This window comes from Acinetobacter pengchengensis (assembly GCF_982235305.1).
This window is the reverse complement of sequence record NZ_CEVATJ010000001.1, coordinates 2608198-2626465: the sequence shown is the minus strand read 5'-3', so window position 1 is coordinate 2626465 and position 18268 is coordinate 2608198. Positions and strand designations below refer to the sequence as shown.

Below are 18268 nucleotides of genomic sequence, written 5' to 3'. Positions count from 1 at the left end.
GTAACTCCAGTAAATAAACTTGTAAATGAAAATAGGGGCTGCACGGTTTAGTGCATGTATAAACCGCCATTAATCGATAAGGTTTCGCCTGTCACGTACGCACCGTGCTCGCTGACCAAGTACATAACAGCAGCGGCAATTTCAGCTGGCGCAGCAAGACGTTGTAGAGGAATTTGTGCTTCAATGCTTTTAATCACATCTTCACGCATGGCAGTAACCATTGGTGTTGCGGTATAGCCAGGCGCAACCACGTTTACACAAATATTTGAACGTGCACCTTCTTGAGCTAAGGCTTTGGTAAAACCGATAATGCCGGCTTTGCTCGCAGAGTAGTTGGCTTGTCCAAACTGACCTTTTAAACCGTTGACTGAGCTGATATTGACAATACGTCCCGACTTTTGTTCTAACATTTTGTTAAACACGGGCTGAGTCACTGTGAACAATGTTTTTAAGTTGGTATCAATGACTTGTGACCACTGTTCATAGCTCATCTTTTTAAAAGTTGCATCACGGGTGATGCCTGCATTATTGACCAGCACATCGACACGACCTTCAGCAGCAATTGCTTCTTGAATAGCTGCTGTTGCCGCTTCGTGGTTATTTAAATCCGTTAAGACAAAGCGTACATCGCTGTCTTGAAATCCTTCACTTTGAAGCCATTGTTTTTCGCGGTCTTCTTCACGTGGTACAACCGTTGCGATAATTTTATAGCCTGCTGTAACCAGTTGACGGCAAATCTCACTGCCAATACCACCTAATGCACCCGTCACTAAAGCTACTTTTTGTTCAGACATGTTGTTTTCCTAAGCAGAATAAGGTTATAGGACTTACGCATTGACGGATTCAAAAAAGTATTAAAATACCTTATAAAGTATCTGTGATCAGACGAATTAAAAATGCTTCTACAGCAACTTGTACTCTACCCATTTATATGGGCTTTCTCATGACAGAACCGAACTCTATTAGCTGCACACAACTTGCCGAGACTTATAATATCTCGCATGATAGTGTAAATCGCTTTCTAGAGCGTGAAGACTACACACCTCACGACCTATATCAAGAAGCAATTCAACATATTGATAATAATAAACTTATAGTCAGTATTGATGATACTGTTTTAGATAAACCATATAGTCAACATATGGACTTAGTTAGCTATTTTTGGTCAGGCAAACACCACCGATCCGTCAAGGGTATTAATCTCATTACCTTGTATGCGACAGATCAAAATGGTCAAAATATTCCAATTAATTTCCGAATTTATGACAAATCTGAAAGTAAAACCAAGAATGATTACTTTATGGATATGTTAAGTGAAGTACTCAGTTGGGGTGCAAAGATTCAATTTATTACAGGTGATAGTTGGTATTCATCGACTGGAAATCTAAAAACCATAAGAAAATATGGTATTCGATTTATGTTTGGTATCGACTGTAACCGTAAGGTTTCCCCAGAAAAAGGACAATGGTTTCAACTGCGTTTATTGCCAGATTTCCATCAGGGTCAAGTGGTCTGGCTCAAAGATTTTGGCTTTGTACAATTATTTAAGACTCAGTTAAAAGAACAGCAGAGGTTTTATATTGTGCATCAAGATGAAGATGATTTATTGTCCTTTGATGGTTTTTATGAATTACATTCAAGTCATTGGAAAATAGAACAATATCATCGAGTAATTAAACAGGTTTGTCATATTGAAAAGTTTCAAGTAAGACGATCCAAGCTGATTTTGAATCATATTTTTTCAGCCTTGATGGCCTATGTTGAGATACAAAAGAACCAGTTTGAGCGGATCTTTGAAAATGTATATCGTTGGCAGAAGAAATTATTTAAACCAATTATCAAGAACTTTATTGATGAATTTATTCTCGATAAGAATCATCTGCTGCCACAGAAAATCTATAAATAATAGTGCGTAAGTCCTAGGTTATAAAAAAATAAGAAGTTTTTCCTCTTTATTCTTGTTTAGAAATTAAGCGTTTTATATTGCAAACAGATCGCAGTTTGATGATGCTTTAAAGTCAAAAGTAAACAAATATTGGAAATATCTTGAGGAAGAAACGGCAGCATGTAAGGATTTGAACAAGCAGCTACAGTGAAGTTATTGATTCATCGTGCAGGACGCAGCAAAGTTCAGAGAACTGGTGCAAATAAGGGTTTGCTATAAGTTGTAGATATATGACAGTTAAAATACATACTGCGAGCAGATTATTTGGATTTAGATTTTTTTAATATGTGCAATTAATAGTTGTTGTGCTTGAAGTGCGTTGTAATGTTGAGGATGGATTTAAAGTTGAATTATTGTAAGCGTCCGCTGAATCCCATACCAATTTTTAATTCGATTTAGGTTTCCAGCAGTGTGGCAGTAACTCTTCAATCTGGGTCACTTTATGTGTCGGCAACCTTTTCAGAACATCACTTAAATAGGCATACGGATCCAGCCCATTCAGCTTTGCTGACTGGATTAATGTCATGATATTGGCTGCTCGCTGACCGCTGCGCAGCGAACCTGCAAATAGCCAATTCTTACGTCCCAACGCCCAAGGTCGCATCTGGTTTTCCACCCAATTATTATCTATAGGTAGATTGCCATCATCCAGATAGCGGCTTAAAGCTGGCCAACGCTTCAGAGTGTAATTGATGGCCTTGGCGGTTGGAGAACTCGATGGCACAGTCAGTTGATGTTGGTTAAGCCATTCATACAGTTGTTACATCACCGGTTGACTATGCTGTTGTCGGTATTCGCGGCGCTGTTCTGCTGTACCATCGGTCTTTCTCCTGAGTTCTGCTTCTATCGCATACAGTTTCTGAATCAGCACCAATGCCTGTTCAGCGACCTGACTTTTCCCAGTTACATGCAGTTCATGGAATTTACGACGTGCATGGGCCATGCAGCCCACCTCTATGACCTGGCCTGATTTAAAGCGTGCTTTATAACCACTGTAATCATCACAGACTAGATAACCCTGCCAGCCTTTCAAGAACTCTGCAGCATGCTGGCCTGAACGACTATCCTGAAAGTCATAGATCACCGCCTGAACTGGATTGTACTGTGTAGTGGCATAGGCCCAGACATAACCTTTCTTCGGTTTTTTATCATTCTCACCCATCCGCATGATGGTGACCGGTGTTTCATCTGCATGCAGCACCTGCTGTTGTAGTACCACCTCTTTTAAGGCATTGGCCAGAGGCTCCAGTTCTACACCGCAGCGACCTATCCAGTCAGATAACGTTGATCTAGAAAGCTCGATTCCCGCCCGCTGATAGATCAGACGTTGACGGTACAGCGGTAAATGATCTGCGTATTTCGAGACCAACACATGGCTCAGTAGTTCAGGACTGGCAATACCTTTATCAATCACATAGGCGGGCATCGCTTGCTGAGTCAGGGTGTCACACTGATCACAGACCCATTTGCCACGCACATGCTGTTCCTTATAGAACTGTGCCGGTCTGAAATGTAGTTTTTCACTGATATCTTCGCCGATACGACGCAAGGTGCAGCCACAAGCACATTGGGTTGATGTTGGTTCATGCTCGATACGGATGGTGTGTAGATGATCGGGCAGCAGTCGACGTTTAGGTTTGTTGACTGTGGCTTTGTGTGTCGCTGCATCAGTTTTATCTGCATTCAGCCGTTCCAGTTCCAGATCAACAGCGGCAATATCTTCTTCGACCGCTTCATCCCACAGATGGATTTGTTTTGCGGTGAGATGTTCGTTTTTACTGCCAAATTTGTGCTGTTTAAATAGTGCGAGCTCATGCTCGTATTTTTGCGTGAGAATAGAAAGATGTTGAACTTTAGAATCTAATTGCTGATTGGTGACTTCAAGATGTTGAACTCTGGCATCTAATTGCTGGTTTGATTGTGCTAGAGACTGATGCTGCAGCGCCAACTGCCTGGTGAATTCCAGCAGTTGTTCATGGGTCAGTTGGCTTAAGTCAGGCAGCGTATTCATGACCGCAGTATGCCTGAGGTCATGAGAAGAATGAAATAGAACGTTTGGAGAATAGCAGAATGGAACAGCCTGGTTTAAAGCATCGTCACCACCTGCTGTCGTCCAATGCGCTGCCAGGGCAAACCTTGGATCAGTGCCTGTAACTGTTCCGGGCTGAGGGCCACGGTTTCACCTTGGTGAACTTGAGCCCAGTGAAATTTGCCCTGTTCCAGCCGCCGGGCACACAGCCAGATGCCCAATCCATCATGTACCAGTACTTTCATGCGATGGCCACGTTTATTACAGAACAGGTAAGCACAATGCGGTTTGATGTAGCCAAAGGCTCTCACCACCTGAGCCATGGTCGTATCCATACCTGCACGCATGTCCATGGGCTGAGTAGACAACCAGATTTCATCAATGCGGATCATGTTGCAAGTGCCTTGAGTAATTCTGCCAAGGCAGGTATTTCTGATGTCTGCCATTTTAGCTGAATATCATTATTCGTATGAGGCACGGTGATACACAACGTGATCCTCTCATCAATAGGTTGGCTGATTGCAGCAGTGTAAGGCAAAGCAATAAATGCTGGATTCACATGAGTAGGATCCTGCACAGCACCCTCATGATGGCTGAAGATCCTGATCCAACGACTGACAAGGTTGGCATTAATACTATGTTGCAGTGCGACCGAAGCGATCGAGGTATTAGGATTTTTGCAGGCATTGACAATACTGAGTTTGAATTCTTTACTGTATGTTCTGCGTTTTTTAGCAACAGGAGGTGTTGCTGAATATATATCCATGTTCATGGATTAAGTCCCCACTTGTTTTTAGGTGGGAACTAAATTAAGGCTTATAGGATCGCTTGGTAAGGCTGTGTTAGCCGGATGCTTACCTCTAATCAAGTCTGGTGTACAGATATAACGTACATTCCTATGGCTAAAGGCTTTGTCTATCTGTGTGCAATTATAGATTGGCATAGTCGTAAAGTACTGGCTCATCGAGTATCGATCAGTATGGAAACAGACTTTTGCATAGATGCGTTGCAAGAAGCAATTGTGAAATATGGTTGTCCAGAGGTGTTTAATACAGACCAAGGCAGTCAATTCACAAGCGAGGCATTTTTGAATGAGTTAAAATTGCGAAATATCCGTATCAGTATGGATGGGAAAGGACGATGGATGGATAATGTAATGATTGAGCGTTTATGGCGCAGCGTGAAGCATGAGGAAGTCTATTTGAAGGCTTACGATACGGTTAAACAAGCGAAACAATCAATTGCTGAATATTTGGATTTTTATAACATGATACGTCCTCATTCAAGTTTGAATAAGGCAACACCGGATGAATTTTATGATCAACATTTACTAAAAGTAATGGCAGCATAATTTAAATATTTAGAGCGGATTTATCACTTATAAAACTGAATTGAGTGGTCTAATTAACGGAACCACATTACACCTCATCTGAATGGCAAGGTAGAGCGTTCACAAAAAACTGATAAATCTGAGTTCTACGCTACTGTAGATATCGATTCTGAGGATATCCAAGACAAGCTAGCCGAATGGCAGCATTACTATAACTGGATGAGACCACATTCAGCGTTGAAAGGTAAAACACCGATGGAGAGGTACTTTGAATTATGTGAAGAAACTCCTTTCTCAGATGAAGTCCAGAAGCAATACAACCCCTCAAATGAACGGATTCAACATGCCAATTACAAGATGGATCTAGAGATCGCTAAATTGAAATGATCTCTATGAATCACACATAGAAACAATGCTAAAACTTTTGACCCCATTTGGTTTAAAATTAACTGTTGTGAAGAAATGATCACTTTCTATCAGGATATTTTCGATCTCAATGAACTGTTTAACTTCTCGAATTTGATTGTCTTTATTCACAATATTCCTATTGAGTGAGTCGAATCTGTGCTCAGGTTGAGCAGTTCGGCTACTGTTCTGAAATGACAGCTTTGTCCGTTATAATTGTATAAACATTTTGGTGTCTGGTAATTATGTCCTCATTGATCAATTTTCTATCTCACTTTAGTAATCCAACTCTTCATCGCAGTCTGAGCTATGCTAAACACATTGATAGGGAAACGATTGAGTTCTTTGAGGAAAATGATGATGTCACGATGTATGCTCAAATTGAAGGGACAGATTATTACGATACCGCGATTACCTATAATCTTAAAAAAGACCGTTTAATCGATGATGACTGCACTTGTCCAGTTGGATATAACTGTAAACATGCTGCTGCTTTAGCGCGGTTATTCTTTCAAGAATATCGTCAGGAATTTCAACAGCGTTATGCTGAATCTCAATCTCCGCAGGGAATCGCAAAACGCCGATGGGGGGATGATCAGGCGCAGCGCTGGTTGAATGATTTTAAACGGTATTTGCAACAGACTGAACCAGAGCAATCTGTCAAAACAAACAATTATTTAATTTACCTGCTAGATCAGTCGGTCAGCTTAAAGAAATTGACAGTTGATGTTCAGAAAGCCAGACGCAATAAGAACGGCTCAATTGCAGGGGAAAGTTATTATACCCAATATGAAAATATCACCAGAAAGCATCTGACTTTACCTGAACAAAAACGACAATTATTTAACCAGATTTATTATTACGCCAAAATAAACAGCGACGAACGCTTTTATCAAAGCAATCTTGATATCTCAAGCATTTTATTGGAGCATTTCAAATCTTTTATTCAAAGTGGCGATGTGTACTGGAAAAAAAAGAGCCATACTGCACTTCAATGGTCAGAACAAGGCTATCACATCGAACTGATCTGGCAACAAGGTTTAAACAAACAGACAGAGCATTTAAACATTGAATTGGTCAATGGTGATATTCGGCTCGATTTAAAATCAAATCCTCATATTCAGATTCTCGCGAGCCATCCACCATGTTATGTGGATATTCAACAGAACAAGGTGGGCCAGTTATATGGTGAATATACGGCAAATCTTCTGTACCATTTTTTACAGATGCCTGATCTTCCATCTATGCTCTTGCCAGAGTTTGAGAAACTGACTCATCAATATTCAGATCTGAAAAATCTGCCTCAGCCCGAGTCTATTCAGCATATTGATGTCCTTGAGGGAAGTCCCCAGCCAATTTTACGCTTCGGTGTTTTAGATAAATTTGATTGGAAATGGGAAGAGTCTGTTTGTGCCGAAATTGAATTCTCCTATGCAGGTGGGCGAATTAAAGCAGGTACATCAGGCGACAGTTTTATTGGTGAGCAGCATGACAAAATGGTACGACAGCTTCGGGACTTAGTTCAGGAACAACAGTCAATCCAACGTTTACAGCTATTGGTCGAATCACTGAAGTGGGTGAAAGATCTTAGTTATGACCATCAATTAAAACTGGATAAACAACGTCTTGATTCTATGGTTTTTGCTTTCTATGGAGACTGGATCAAACAGCTGATGCCCATCAATCAAATTGAGTTGATGGGCTGGCAGATAGAGCATCTGGAAAACAGCCCCTTTAACCTGCAATATGTCGAAAATTTAAATATTTCTATTACTGAATCTGAAGGTCAGCAGGACTGGTTCAATATCGGGGCGACGGTTCAAGACAGTGCAGGTAATTCTTATAATTTGCTTGATGCGCTCGTAGCTTTGGTGCGAGTAAATCCTGATTTACTTGATCCGCGGACGTTTATTCATCTGCATGACAGTCAAATTTTCACCGTGAAAACTGCAGTTGATCAACCTGATTTGGCTCTATCCGCTAGGGATATTAAGCCGGTATTGTTACATCTGCAGAGCATTTTACAGCAAGAAGAGCGCAGTATTGATCGCTATGATGCGAGTCAATTATTAGAATTGCAGCATAATCTTGGGATGACATGGCAGGTCAGTGATCGCCTGCAGCAATTTGTACAGAAATTCAAACAAGGCTATCAGCAACAACTGCCGACACCACAAGGTTTTCAGGGGGAGTTGCGTCCATACCAGCAGCAGGGCTTAGGCTGGTTACAGTTTTTAAGGGAAACCCAGCATGGCGGGATTCTGGCAGATGATATGGGCTTGGGGAAAACAGCACAAACTTTAGCCCATTTACTCATGGAAAAGCAGGCTGGATATTTGCAGGACAGTCCCGCCTTAATTGTTGCACCCACATCGCTGATGCATAACTGGTTCAAAGAAGCGGAGAAATTTACCCCTGAGCTCAAGGTATTGCTGCTACAGGGGCCCGACCGCCATCAGAATTTTGAGCAGATTCCGCACTATGATATTGTGTTAACCACCTATCCGCTTCTAGCGAGAGATGAAGAACAACTAAAGCAATATGAATATCATCAACTCATTTTGGATGAGGCGCAGAATATCAAAAATCCGCGTGCCAAAGCTGCACAGGTAGTACGCCAATTAAAAGCACGACATCGTTTGTGTCTAACAGGTACCCCGATGGAAAATCATTTGGGTGAACTGTGGGCACTATTTTATTTCCTGATGCCAGGATTTTTATATTCACAAGAAATTTTTAATAAAAAGTACCGTCATCCGATTGAAAAACGCGGTGATCAGGAGTTAAGGCAAAAGCTGGTCAACCGGATTAAGCCCTTCATTTTACGTCGCTTGAAAACTGACGTAGCCAAAGAATTGCCAGAAAAAACTACGATTGAAGTCAATATTGATATGAATGACCAGCAATCCAAGTTATATGAGGCTGTTCGTGCCACGATGCAGGAAAATATTCAGAAAATTGTGGCAGAAAAAGGCTTTAAACGTAGTCAAATTCAAATTTTAGATGCCTTACTGAAGCTACGTCAGGTGTGCTGCCATCCTAGCTTACTAAAGCTGGATTCAGTGAAAACCGGGCAGGCACACTCTGCCAAACTTGAACAGTTGATGGATATGGTCGTTCCAATGGTGGAGGAGGGGCGAAAAATTCTGATCTTCTCTCAGTTTACCTCAATGTTGGAACTGATTGAGCAACAGCTCCATCACGCAGAAATTGGCTATGTGAAGCTGACTGGAAAGACCAAAAAGCGAGATGAAGTCATTACAGCATTTCAGTCTGGACAAGTGCCAGTATTTTTAATCAGTCTGAAAGCAGGAGGGGTCGGTCTGAATCTAACTGCCGCAGATACGGTCATTCACTATGATCCATGGTGGAACCCTGCTGCTGAAGATCAAGCTTCAGATCGTGCATGGCGGATTGGACAGGACAAGCCAGTATTTGTGTATAAGCTGATTACCAATAAAAGCATAGAAGAAAAAATTCTTGCCTTACAGCAAAATAAAGCAGAACTGGCACAGTCTATTCTAAGTACCGATCATGAGGGCGAAGCGAAACTGACGGAAAATGACGTGATGAACTTGTTTGAGAAATTTTAGTTTGGTTTCAGATTACCCTAATCATCTGTAAGTATCTGAAAGTCTGGATGCAATTTTTTCCAATGTTCTCTTAATTTTTCTTTATGAACAGAAATCATAGGTAAGTCTAGTAATAGCACTGGCCATACTGACCGTGCTTTGTCCATGATCGCGTGAAAAGATCAGTCTTACCTTGTTCATCCATATACGTGGTGCTGAGCACTGTAATTTTATCAATATTGCTCTTATTTTCGATGAAATAACGGGCAGATTCTAAATTTGCTTCAGGATGGCCAGTAGTACTAAGAACTAAGATTCGCATATATTTTATCTGGTTATCAGGGGCTTATGAATAATTATATCTGATAACTTATCTGGGTACTAAATCATAAAAAGACCACCAACTTGCGGTGAACCGTACCATGTTTGTCGGAGCCCCATTTTCTTAAGATAAGAAGGATTGCTTCGCAAGACGTAGCAAAGCGTAGTGTCCCGATGAAAAAAGTAAAATATACCCCCGAAATCGGAGAAAGAGCAGTTCAATAATTAATAGAATCCGAAGAAGATTATCCATCGAATTGGGCCGCAATTACAGCTAAGATTGGTTGTACGCCTGAAACACTTTGTATTCTAGTCAAGGTACAATAGATAATAGTCTGACCATTGAAAATAAGAGGTATTTTACTATTTTAATAGTTATATAATAGCCAAAACTGACTATATTTTACTATTAAAATAGAATTATAGAGGGGTATACAACACACCATGGAAATCATAAATTGATCAGTAAATTAATCAGTTTTAAAAAGTTCCTCTTGGTGTAATGCAGCGATAGGTCTATGCAGGGTAACAGGCGCTATGTCAGCTAACTCATTAAGCTGAACAGATCGTGGGCGACCAATACATGCTAGATGTAAGCAAAATTTAAATGCAGCAAGAGCATGACCATCTTTTACTGAGTAGAGTTGTAGACGAGGAAACTCCTCTAGAGTCGATGGATGTTTATCTGTTGATGCTTTTGCTAATTTGAAAAGTTGAGGCTGTTGTTTAGCATCTAACTTTGTTTGCAAATCTTGTCCAAGTAAGTGCCAAAATTTGGCAGGAAATAAAGCCTTAACTTGGGAGTAAAAATGTTCGAGTTGATCGATATCCTTCCAGCGATAATGGATACCTGTGTGTGATGCGGTCACTCGATTCAAAAATACATTTAGGACGCATGCAATTTGTGTTGGTTTTTTACGAGCTATTTTCTGTAAATGTTCAAAAAAATAAGTCACCGCATGAAGCTCTTCAGCGGTATCAAGCATCGCTGGCTTTAACTGGGTTGAGCTATCAATACTAAATAAACGCGGATTCCCTTTTTTTGATTTAATATTTGCTAAATTTAGGGCATTTTCATACCAATAATTGACGAGTTCTTCTGGTAAGCACATACGTTGAGCTGCACTTTTAGGATCGTGAGTAGTCTCCAATATATTGAGCGTTTCATAGAAGCGTTGAAGTGAAATTTTAGAATCTTCTGTTCCAACAAAGAAAGCAAAAAAATCATGGGATTGATCTATTTGTAACGACAGTTCATCTAAAATGTCAGTAGCATTACTTTGAAGCCATTTTGTTTGATCGTTCAATAATATAGTTGCTAGAACTGCCTGGTTTTTTTCAAAATTAAAGTCTTTTTCATCATTTGTTATTTTCAAATTTTTAAACGTTGCATTGTGGCCCATAATTTTTTTAGCCAATTCATTAGGCATATCTGTATGATATTTTAGTAGTTTTTGACCAGCTATGAGATAACTTAAATGAATATAGCTTTTGAAAGTTTCAACTGGCTCTATATGTCCTAAGAGATGTGCAATAACAAACCAATGGTTTTGTCCATGTTGATTTTGAAGTAGCTCAGCTCGAATTTTTTGATATTCATTTTCGCTATAGTCAGTTAGCTTTTGCACAAGTGGTGCATATTCACAGTTCAGTAAAAGTGAACCGTACCGGGTTTGTCGGAGACTTTTTTATTTAAGTTAGGCCACCTGACCTAACGGGTTAATCTTATCATAGTACATTGCTTCAAACTCAAAAGGTGATATATAACCCAGTGCACTGTGTACACGCTTTTTATTGAACCAATCTACCCAGTTTAGTGTCGCAAGTTGTACATCTGCTAAACCTTGCCAATCTGCTTTTAAATATTCAATCACCTCTGTTTTGTATAAGCCATTCACCGTTTCAGCCAAAGCATTATCGTATGAATCACCAATTGTACCGACTGATGCTCGTAAATTTGCAGCTTCTAAACGATTGGTATAGCGAATAGAAAGATATTGAACACCTCTATCGGAATGATGAATCACATTCTTTGGCATGCCTCGATCGTGCAATGCTTGCTCAAGTGCATCGAGCACCATATCTGTATTCATCCGTGTAGATACTTTCCATCCAACAATTGCTCGTGAGAACACATCAATAATAAAGGCGGTATAGACCCAGCCTGAATGAGTTTGAATATACGTAAAGTCACTCACCCACAGTTGGTCAGGATGATCAGCATTAAAATTACGTTTCACTAAATCATCTGCTCTTTTTTGATCATCTCGGCTACGGGTGGTTTGTTTATTCTTACCACGCCAAACACCTTGTATACCTAGCTTCTGCATCAATCGAGCAACTGTACAACGTGCGATAACATAACCTTCACGTTTCAATTGTTGCCAGACCTTACGCACACCATATCGACCTGAACTTTCTTTCCAAATTCGTTTAATTTGTTCAGCATGATGCTCATCATGTAGATCTCGTTTCGCTCGATGTTCTGGATTGTCAGCGAGATCTAAAGTTCGGTAATAGGTTGAAGCTGCGATCGGTAAAATCCTACAAATCGCATCAACACCATATAAGTCTTTATTGTTATGGATGAAATCCACCATTATTTGTGTGGGCGGTCGAGCTCCGCCTGGGCGAAAAAAGCGGCTGCTTTACGTAGAATTTCATTGGCACGCTTTAATTCTTTAATTTCACGTTCCATTTGCTTCATTTTTTCTTGATCAGATATCTGTTGTACTTTAATAGGATTTTGCTGATCTAAATGTTTTTGATGCCAGGCACGAAGTGTTTCAGGAGTACAACCAATCTTAGGCGCAATTGCTGTGATTGCAGCCCAAGTAGAAGGATAATCTTTTTCGGATTCAATCAATAATTGAACCGCTCTATCTCTGATTTCAGGGGTATATTTTAATTTTGTCATCGGGGTAGTCTCTCAGAATATTGACTCTCCGACAAACCCGGTACGGTTCAATAGCTAAGGCTTTATGTCAAATCTTGAAAGCAGGGAAGTACTCCTCCAAAGTTGCTCTGGCAAAAGCATTTGGTATTAGCCGACAAGCTGTTTATCTATTTTAAAACCACGCAATTAATCATTCTCTAGATTGGACTTAGAGATGTCTTGAAAAGTGGTAGCTCTTCACTTTGCTTCGCCCAAAAACGTTTATTTTGTGTTTTTAACTCTTGATGCTGCTGTTGAATAGGCACCAGGACAAAGCCTAATCGTTTCTTCTAAACCACTTCATTTTGCTGTAGCCCAGCGAGTTTATTGAAAAAATAAATTAAATAAAATCAATGTTTTATATTTGTGTCTAACAAAGACAGCAACTATTAGGAAAAAATGGAATTATCATTAATTTGAAGTCGACTCTTTACATTAGAGAGTCGACTTCAACGTGATTTGCATGATCCATCTTGGAGGAGCTAAAACAATTAGAACTTATATGCAAAGGTAATATAAAGTAGCTTTTTCCAATCATTGTTAGTCGAATTAGCAAAGGAATTGGTATTACCACCAACAAAGGCATCATTTTTCGCCAAAATATACTCTGCATTGATAGTAATGTTTTTGTAATCTGCCTGTAGACCAGCAATATTTCGGTAGGAGTTTGGCTGCCCATCCTGTTTCATCAAACCACTGAATACGAGATATGGTTTAAATCCTTTCCAATCCTTATAATTCCACGAAGTTTTATAGTCTATATCAGCAACATAATAGTAGGCTTTATTCGCTACATGATATTCCGTATCAAAAGAACCAAAGGTCGAATAGGCCACTCCATCTTGTTTGTTGTCGATATCCTGATAACCAACAGTTAAGGTTGTGTCATAAGTTGGTGTCGCCCACTGGCCAAACACGTTGGCATTCATGCGACTGCCGGTCTTGTTGTTATTTTTATTGTCCAAGAATGAATACCAAACGGATGAACCCAGCGTATATCCAGCCGTATCCTCCTGACCCTGATATGCATAACGCATCATTAGCATATTCTTTTCATCAATCTGGGTGGCATTGTCTGATACGCCTTCAATAAAATTGGCACTATAACGTGATGCATCCTTACTATCCCCTTTATAGTTACCGCCATCCTTTGGAAAATAGCCAAAGCTCCAAGACTGCTGATCCTGACTCAGATCATAGCGAATCCCAATATTATGGGTATCCTGCATGCCAATCGTATACATCATACTTTCATAGAAGCTGCTATCCCAATAGGTTCCAATCCCGAATGGAATCGGTTGCAGGCCAACGGTGACTTTCTGTTGCTCATCCAATTGATAACCCAGATAAGCATCTGACAATGTCATTAAATCACACATTTCGTTAAACTGGACACAACGTGCTGTAATCTTGCCATCCACTTGATCTTTCTTGTAATTCAGATTGAGCCGGACATCACTGATCTGCGCTTTACTCTTTTCGCTTTCAGCATATTCTTTATATTGATAATTGCCTCGCACAAAACCAGAAACCGACCAGCCCTGTTCTTCCGCATGCGTCACAGTTGTTGCAGATAAAATAGCCAAAGCCAAGCCTGAAGGAATCGTCATATGGTGGAATACATTTTTTTTAAGCATAAGAAACCCCTTATCTATGCAGAACATAGACAATTTTTGATTTAGTGATTTGGATTGCGGGTCAGGTGAATCCGGTTTAGGGCAATGCCGCTTGTTTATATATCCGGATTTTGCCTACCCGCTGGATCAGTTCATCGAAAAATATCTTTCATTCGGATCAGATATTTTTAGTGTGTTGTTTTACCTATTGAATTAGACGCCAATCGCTAAACGCGTAGTCGCAACATCCTGTTGAGCAGGCGTGGTAACAGACAATAATTGCACCTGATCTTCCTGACGCTGCATGATGATGTTGCCATGACGTACACTGAGCACCGCCTTGGCCTGATTCGCGACAACCTCATAATCATTCTTGGCATTGAACAGAATGAAGCTCGCAGGTTTGCCCACTTCGATGCCATATTGCTCGCCCAGGCACATGGTTTTGGCAGAATTGTCCGAGATTAGATCCAGACAGTGTTGCAGGTCTTCATAGCCTAGCATGTGACAGATATGCAAACCGGCATCCAGAATGCGTAAGATATTGCCATTGCCGACCGGATACCATGGATCACGGATCGAGTCCTGCGCAAAGCAGATATTCATGCCAGCACGGTCAATCTCCGCCACGCGGGTCAAACCACGGCGTTTTGGATAGCTGTCAAAGCGGCCCTGTAAATGGATGCTTTCGGTCGGGCAGGAAATGAAATTGATTTTGGAGCGTTTCAGCAAACGGAACAGTTTATAGCAGTAGGCATTGTCATAAGAGCCCATAGCTGTGGTGTGACTGGCCGTGACACGTTCGCCCATGTTTCTGACCAGGGCTTCGTCGGCCAATACTTCCAGAAAACGGGAGTTCGGATCATCGATTTCATCGCAATGGACATCAACCAGTACATTGTATTTTTCGGCCAGGTCCATCAGGTAATGCACGGAGCTCACGCCTTTGTCACGGGTATATTCAAAATGAGGAATTCCCCCGACGACATCGGCCCCCATCTGCAAGGCTTTTTCTAGCAGTTCACGGCCATTTTTATAGGACTCAATGCCTTCTTGCGGAAATGCCACAATCTGCAGATTCACCACATCCTTGACTTCATTCTTGACCTCAAGCATGGCTTGCAATCCGGTCAATTGCGGATCGGTAATGTCGACATGGGTACGCACATGCTGGATGCCATGCGCCACCAGCATGTCGATGGTCTGTTTTGCACGTTGTTTTGTGTCTTCAAAGGTAATGCTGGCCTTGCGTTGTGCCCAGCGTTCAATGCCTTCAAACAGGGTTCCAGACATATTCCATTCCGGCTCACCCGCGGTCAGTACCGCATCCAGATGAATGTGTGGATCAACCAGTGGCGACATAAGTAACTGCTGTTTCGCATTAATCACGTCAGCTCCTTCGAGGGTGAGTAACCCGGCCTGTGGCTCAATCGCATCAATTACGCCATTGTGATAGCTGATGGTGAATAAACCGGTCTTTTTACGTAAGGTTGCATTGATCACTTTCATATTCTTTTCTCTAATCATGGGATATTTGCCAAATTAATAGGGCAACAGAAGCATTCAAACGGAAATTGGGATTGCCCAATGATTGTCCGGTTAATGCTTCAATTTTTTGGATACGCTGGTTCAGGGTATTGCGGTGAATACCCAACCGGGCAGCGGCTTGAATGGCATTGCCACTTTCCTTTAACCAGGCATCCAAGGTTTCAATCAGCAGATAGGGTTGTTTTTTTTCTGGCTCAATCAGGCAGCCGAGCGTTTCATTCATTAGTTGCTGGGTAACGGCCTTGTTTGGAATTGCCTTGATCAATCTGAGCACGCCCAGTTCGTTATACAGGCAGACACCGGAACTGGTCTTTAAATCAGCGGCAATTTCTTCAGCCTGACAGGCTTCCCAGTAGCCGCGCTGAAAGGCAACGGCAGAATTCACTTCGGTGGAAAGTCCAACATACAACTTGAGATCGGATTCAGACTCGCGCAAAGCAGAAACCAATGCCGACAGAGCCTGGAACCAGAAATTCAGATCCTGATCCTGCAAGGATAGAACCAAACTAAACTGCTCTCCCTGCGGAACAATAGGGAAAACCTGTTCATGCTGTTTTCTCCAGCTTTCCAGATGTTCATAACAGGCCTGTTTTTTCTGGTACAGATCATGGGTTTTGTGTTGTGCACCACTATCCTGAAAAAAGTCTTGCACATTACTCAAACGAACTACTGCCACCACATGTTGCCCTAACAAGGGTAAACCCAACTGCTGTGCCCGCAACTGAATGGTTTCCAGTGATGGATACTGGCCCAGTAACAGCTGGCTCACCACGTCTTCTGCAGACTTCTTGATTTGTGACAGCTGTACCAAGCGGGTTCCAATCACATGGGTCAGTTCCACTAGCTTGAGGTGGTAAGGCTGTTCAATGAGGGGTAATCCGAGTGTATCGGCCTTTTCCAGCACTGTGGCCGGAATCTCACGAATAAAATCGGTACCGGTCAGGATCACAATACCTGCTACGTTTTTGGTAGCAGCCTGATCTAATAGATCTAGCAGGTTGGCTTCATCACGTACCTGATTGATACCGGTAATAAATACCAATTCACCACCTTCAATCCAGTCGGAAATTCCTTCGTTCTCAGCGACATAGAACCAGCGAACCAGACGGTGCACATGATCTGCACCTGCCCGCAGCCGTAGTTCATACAACTGTGGTAGTTCCAGCACCTCTTGCACCGTCATACTCATACTGATGACCCTGTCATCACTTGTGCTGATTTTTCAGCCGATTTTGCTGGAAATAAACGGATCAACACCACATAACATACGGAAGCAACCACAATCCCGACAATCGGGGCAATCCAGGGAGAGTTATACGCCACGATCGCACCGATGCTATAAGCTATCAGACCATTCCAGTTAAAATTTGGCAGTTCTACATCGTTCAACAATGGATATTGACCTTTGTAGCGAACCCAGTAATCCGCCATAATGACGCCACCTACAGGTGGGATGATTGCACCGAGTAACAACAGGAATGGCAATAACAACTCATACATGCCTGCGACAGCCAGCACAATCCCCACAATCGCAGCCAGGATAGTCATGGTTTTACGACGTTCGCTACGTACTAAATGGCATGCTGCTGCGGACACGTTATAGATGGTTGGGCCTTGAATAGTCCACAAGTTCATGCACAGCATAATCACTGCTGCGACAGATAGGCCTTGCAATACTAGAACCTCTACAATGTCAGCTTGTTGGTAAACAATCGCCATCCAGGCACCTGCCAAGACCATCAAACCGTTACCAATGACAAAGCTGATCAGACATGCCCATACTGCGATCTTGCCGTTTTTCGACATACGGGTCCAGTTGGTGATTTGTGTTGCGCCACTGGCAAACGTACCAAATACGATGGTTACAGCGGTAGAGAACGTCATGGCTTCTGTTGGCTTAACAGCAGTCAAACCGGTCCAGCCGCCAATTTCTTTGGTGGCCAATACAATTGAGGTAATGAGCAGGATAAACATCAATGGAATTGAAACCCGTGACAGGTATTCCAGCCCTTTAAAACCAACCAGTGCGGTCACTGAAAAGAGTAAACCGAACAGCACCATTAATGGTATTACCCAGCTTTCTGGCATCCCAACAATTTTCACCAGCGAAATAGCCAGTGTTGCAGTTCCCCAGGCATACCAGCCCAGTTCAGCAAAACCCAATAAAAAGTCGGAGAGTTTGCTGCCTAAATTACCAAAGCAGAACCGCCCCATTAATACCGTATTTAAACCACTGCGGGCGGAAATTAAACCGAGTGATGCAGCATAGAGAGCCAGTAACAGGTTACCAATTGCCGTGATCCAGAGGAGGTCAACAAAATTAAATGCGACGCCAATTTTGCCACCAGCAAACATAGTGCCGGTAAAAAAAGTAAAACTAAACAGCACCATTGCAATCGGAAACAATCCTTTTCGATTGGCTTGGGGTGTTTCGGTCAGTGGACTTTCTTCATGTGTACTCATTTTTAGCTCCAGTCTCTTGCGCTATTTTTGAATACACCTGAGTTTGCAAGAGCCGTGCCGCTTTAAAATTGGGTTACTTTTAAGCAATACGCCCTTCACAACAT

At 41.8% G+C, this 18268-nt stretch carries 10 protein-coding genes, 5 pseudogenes and 1 other annotated feature; of the genes and pseudogenes, 5 read left to right on the top strand and 10 right to left on the bottom strand.

Annotated elements, in window-relative coordinates:
* Nucleotides 1-47 precede the first annotated feature (47 nt).
* Nucleotides 48-794 (bottom strand): beta-ketoacyl-ACP reductase, encoded by a 747-nt coding sequence (gene phbB / locus AC0T5Z_RS12735; protein WP_019384920.1) that lies wholly within the window; start codon nt 792-794, stop codon nt 48-50.
* An 83-nt stretch (nt 795-877) separates the two neighbouring features.
* Here phbB and AC0T5Z_RS12730 point away from each other — a divergent pair, with 83 nt between their 5' ends.
* Nucleotides 878-1906: an IS701 family transposase gene (locus AC0T5Z_RS12730; protein WP_473786284.1), complete on the top strand. Its 1029-nt coding sequence runs from the start codon at nt 878-880 to the stop codon at nt 1904-1906.
* A 424-nt stretch (nt 1907-2330) separates the two neighbouring features.
* On the opposite strand, the pseudogene tnpC reads toward AC0T5Z_RS12730, so the two are convergent.
* From tnpC to AC0T5Z_RS12715, 3 genes and pseudogenes are all read right to left on the bottom strand, one after another.
* Nucleotides 2331-3956: pseudogene (gene tnpC, locus AC0T5Z_RS12725) on the bottom strand (IS66 family transposase).
* A gap of 74 nt (nt 3957-4030) precedes the next feature.
* Nucleotides 4031-4366: an IS66 family insertion sequence element accessory protein TnpB gene (gene tnpB / locus AC0T5Z_RS12720; protein WP_000618091.1), complete on the bottom strand. Its 336-nt coding sequence runs from the start codon at nt 4364-4366 to the stop codon at nt 4031-4033.
* On the bottom strand, nt 4363-4746 hold the full coding sequence (locus AC0T5Z_RS12715; RefSeq protein ID WP_001055589.1) for a transposase: 384 nt from the start codon (nt 4744-4746) through the stop codon (nt 4363-4365). Before AC0T5Z_RS12715 ends, tnpB begins: the two co-directional genes overlap by 4 nt.
* 90 nt (nt 4747-4836) lie before the next feature.
* Here AC0T5Z_RS12715 and AC0T5Z_RS12710 point away from each other — a divergent pair.
* From AC0T5Z_RS12710 to AC0T5Z_RS12695, 4 genes and pseudogenes are all read left to right on the top strand, one after another.
* Nucleotides 4837-5325, top strand: a pseudogene (locus AC0T5Z_RS12710) (IS3-like element ISAcsp5 family transposase); the annotation flags it as partial.
* Nucleotides 5326-5394: 69 nt separating this feature from the next.
* A pseudogene (locus tag AC0T5Z_RS12705) lies at nt 5395-5691 on the top strand (integrase core domain-containing protein); the annotation flags it as partial.
* 263 nt (nt 5692-5954) lie between these two features.
* A complete protein-coding gene (locus AC0T5Z_RS12700; RefSeq protein WP_435337796.1) occupies nt 5955-9302 on the top strand; it encodes a DEAD/DEAH box helicase in 3348 nt (1115 codons plus the stop codon).
* A gap of 474 nt (nt 9303-9776) precedes the next feature.
* Nucleotides 9777-9905 (top strand): annotated as a pseudogene (locus AC0T5Z_RS12695) (IS3 family transposase); the annotation flags it as partial.
* Between the two features lie 167 nt (nt 9906-10072).
* Here AC0T5Z_RS12695 and AC0T5Z_RS12690 read toward each other — a convergent pair.
* The 6 genes and pseudogenes from AC0T5Z_RS12690 to codB all read right to left on the bottom strand — a co-directional run.
* Nucleotides 10073-11263: pseudogene (locus AC0T5Z_RS12690) on the bottom strand (site-specific integrase); the annotation flags it as partial.
* 36 nt (nt 11264-11299) lie between these two features.
* Nucleotides 11300-12519 (bottom strand): IS3 family transposase gene (locus AC0T5Z_RS12685; RefSeq protein ID WP_473786283.1). Its coding sequence is split into 2 segments (ribosomal slippage): nt 11300-12243 and nt 12243-12519, totalling 1221 coding nucleotides; the frame shifts between segments, so codons are not numbered across the junction.
* Nucleotides 12128-12244, bottom strand: a sequence feature (AL1L pseudoknot). Its footprint overlaps the gene before it by 117 nt.
* 509 nt (nt 12520-13028) lie before the next feature.
* A complete protein-coding gene (locus tag AC0T5Z_RS12680) occupies nt 13029-14174 on the bottom strand; it encodes a porin family protein (RefSeq protein ID WP_151723330.1) in 1146 nt (381 codons plus the stop codon).
* Nucleotides 14175-14366: 192 nt separating this feature from the next.
* Nucleotides 14367-15662, bottom strand: a complete 1296-nt coding sequence (gene codA, locus AC0T5Z_RS12675; RefSeq protein ID WP_151723331.1) for a cytosine deaminase — start codon at nt 15660-15662, stop codon at nt 14367-14369.
* Nucleotides 15663-15672: 10 nt separating this feature from the next.
* Nucleotides 15673-16890, bottom strand: a complete 1218-nt coding sequence (locus AC0T5Z_RS12670) for a PucR family transcriptional regulator (RefSeq protein ID WP_151723332.1) — start codon at nt 16888-16890, stop codon at nt 15673-15675.
* Nucleotides 16887-18164, bottom strand: coding sequence for a cytosine permease (codB, locus tag AC0T5Z_RS12665; protein ID WP_151723333.1), 1278 nt, complete (start codon nt 18162-18164; stop codon nt 16887-16889). The genes AC0T5Z_RS12670 and codB overlap by 4 nt, the downstream gene beginning before the upstream one ends.
* Nucleotides 18165-18268 lie beyond the last annotated feature (104 nt).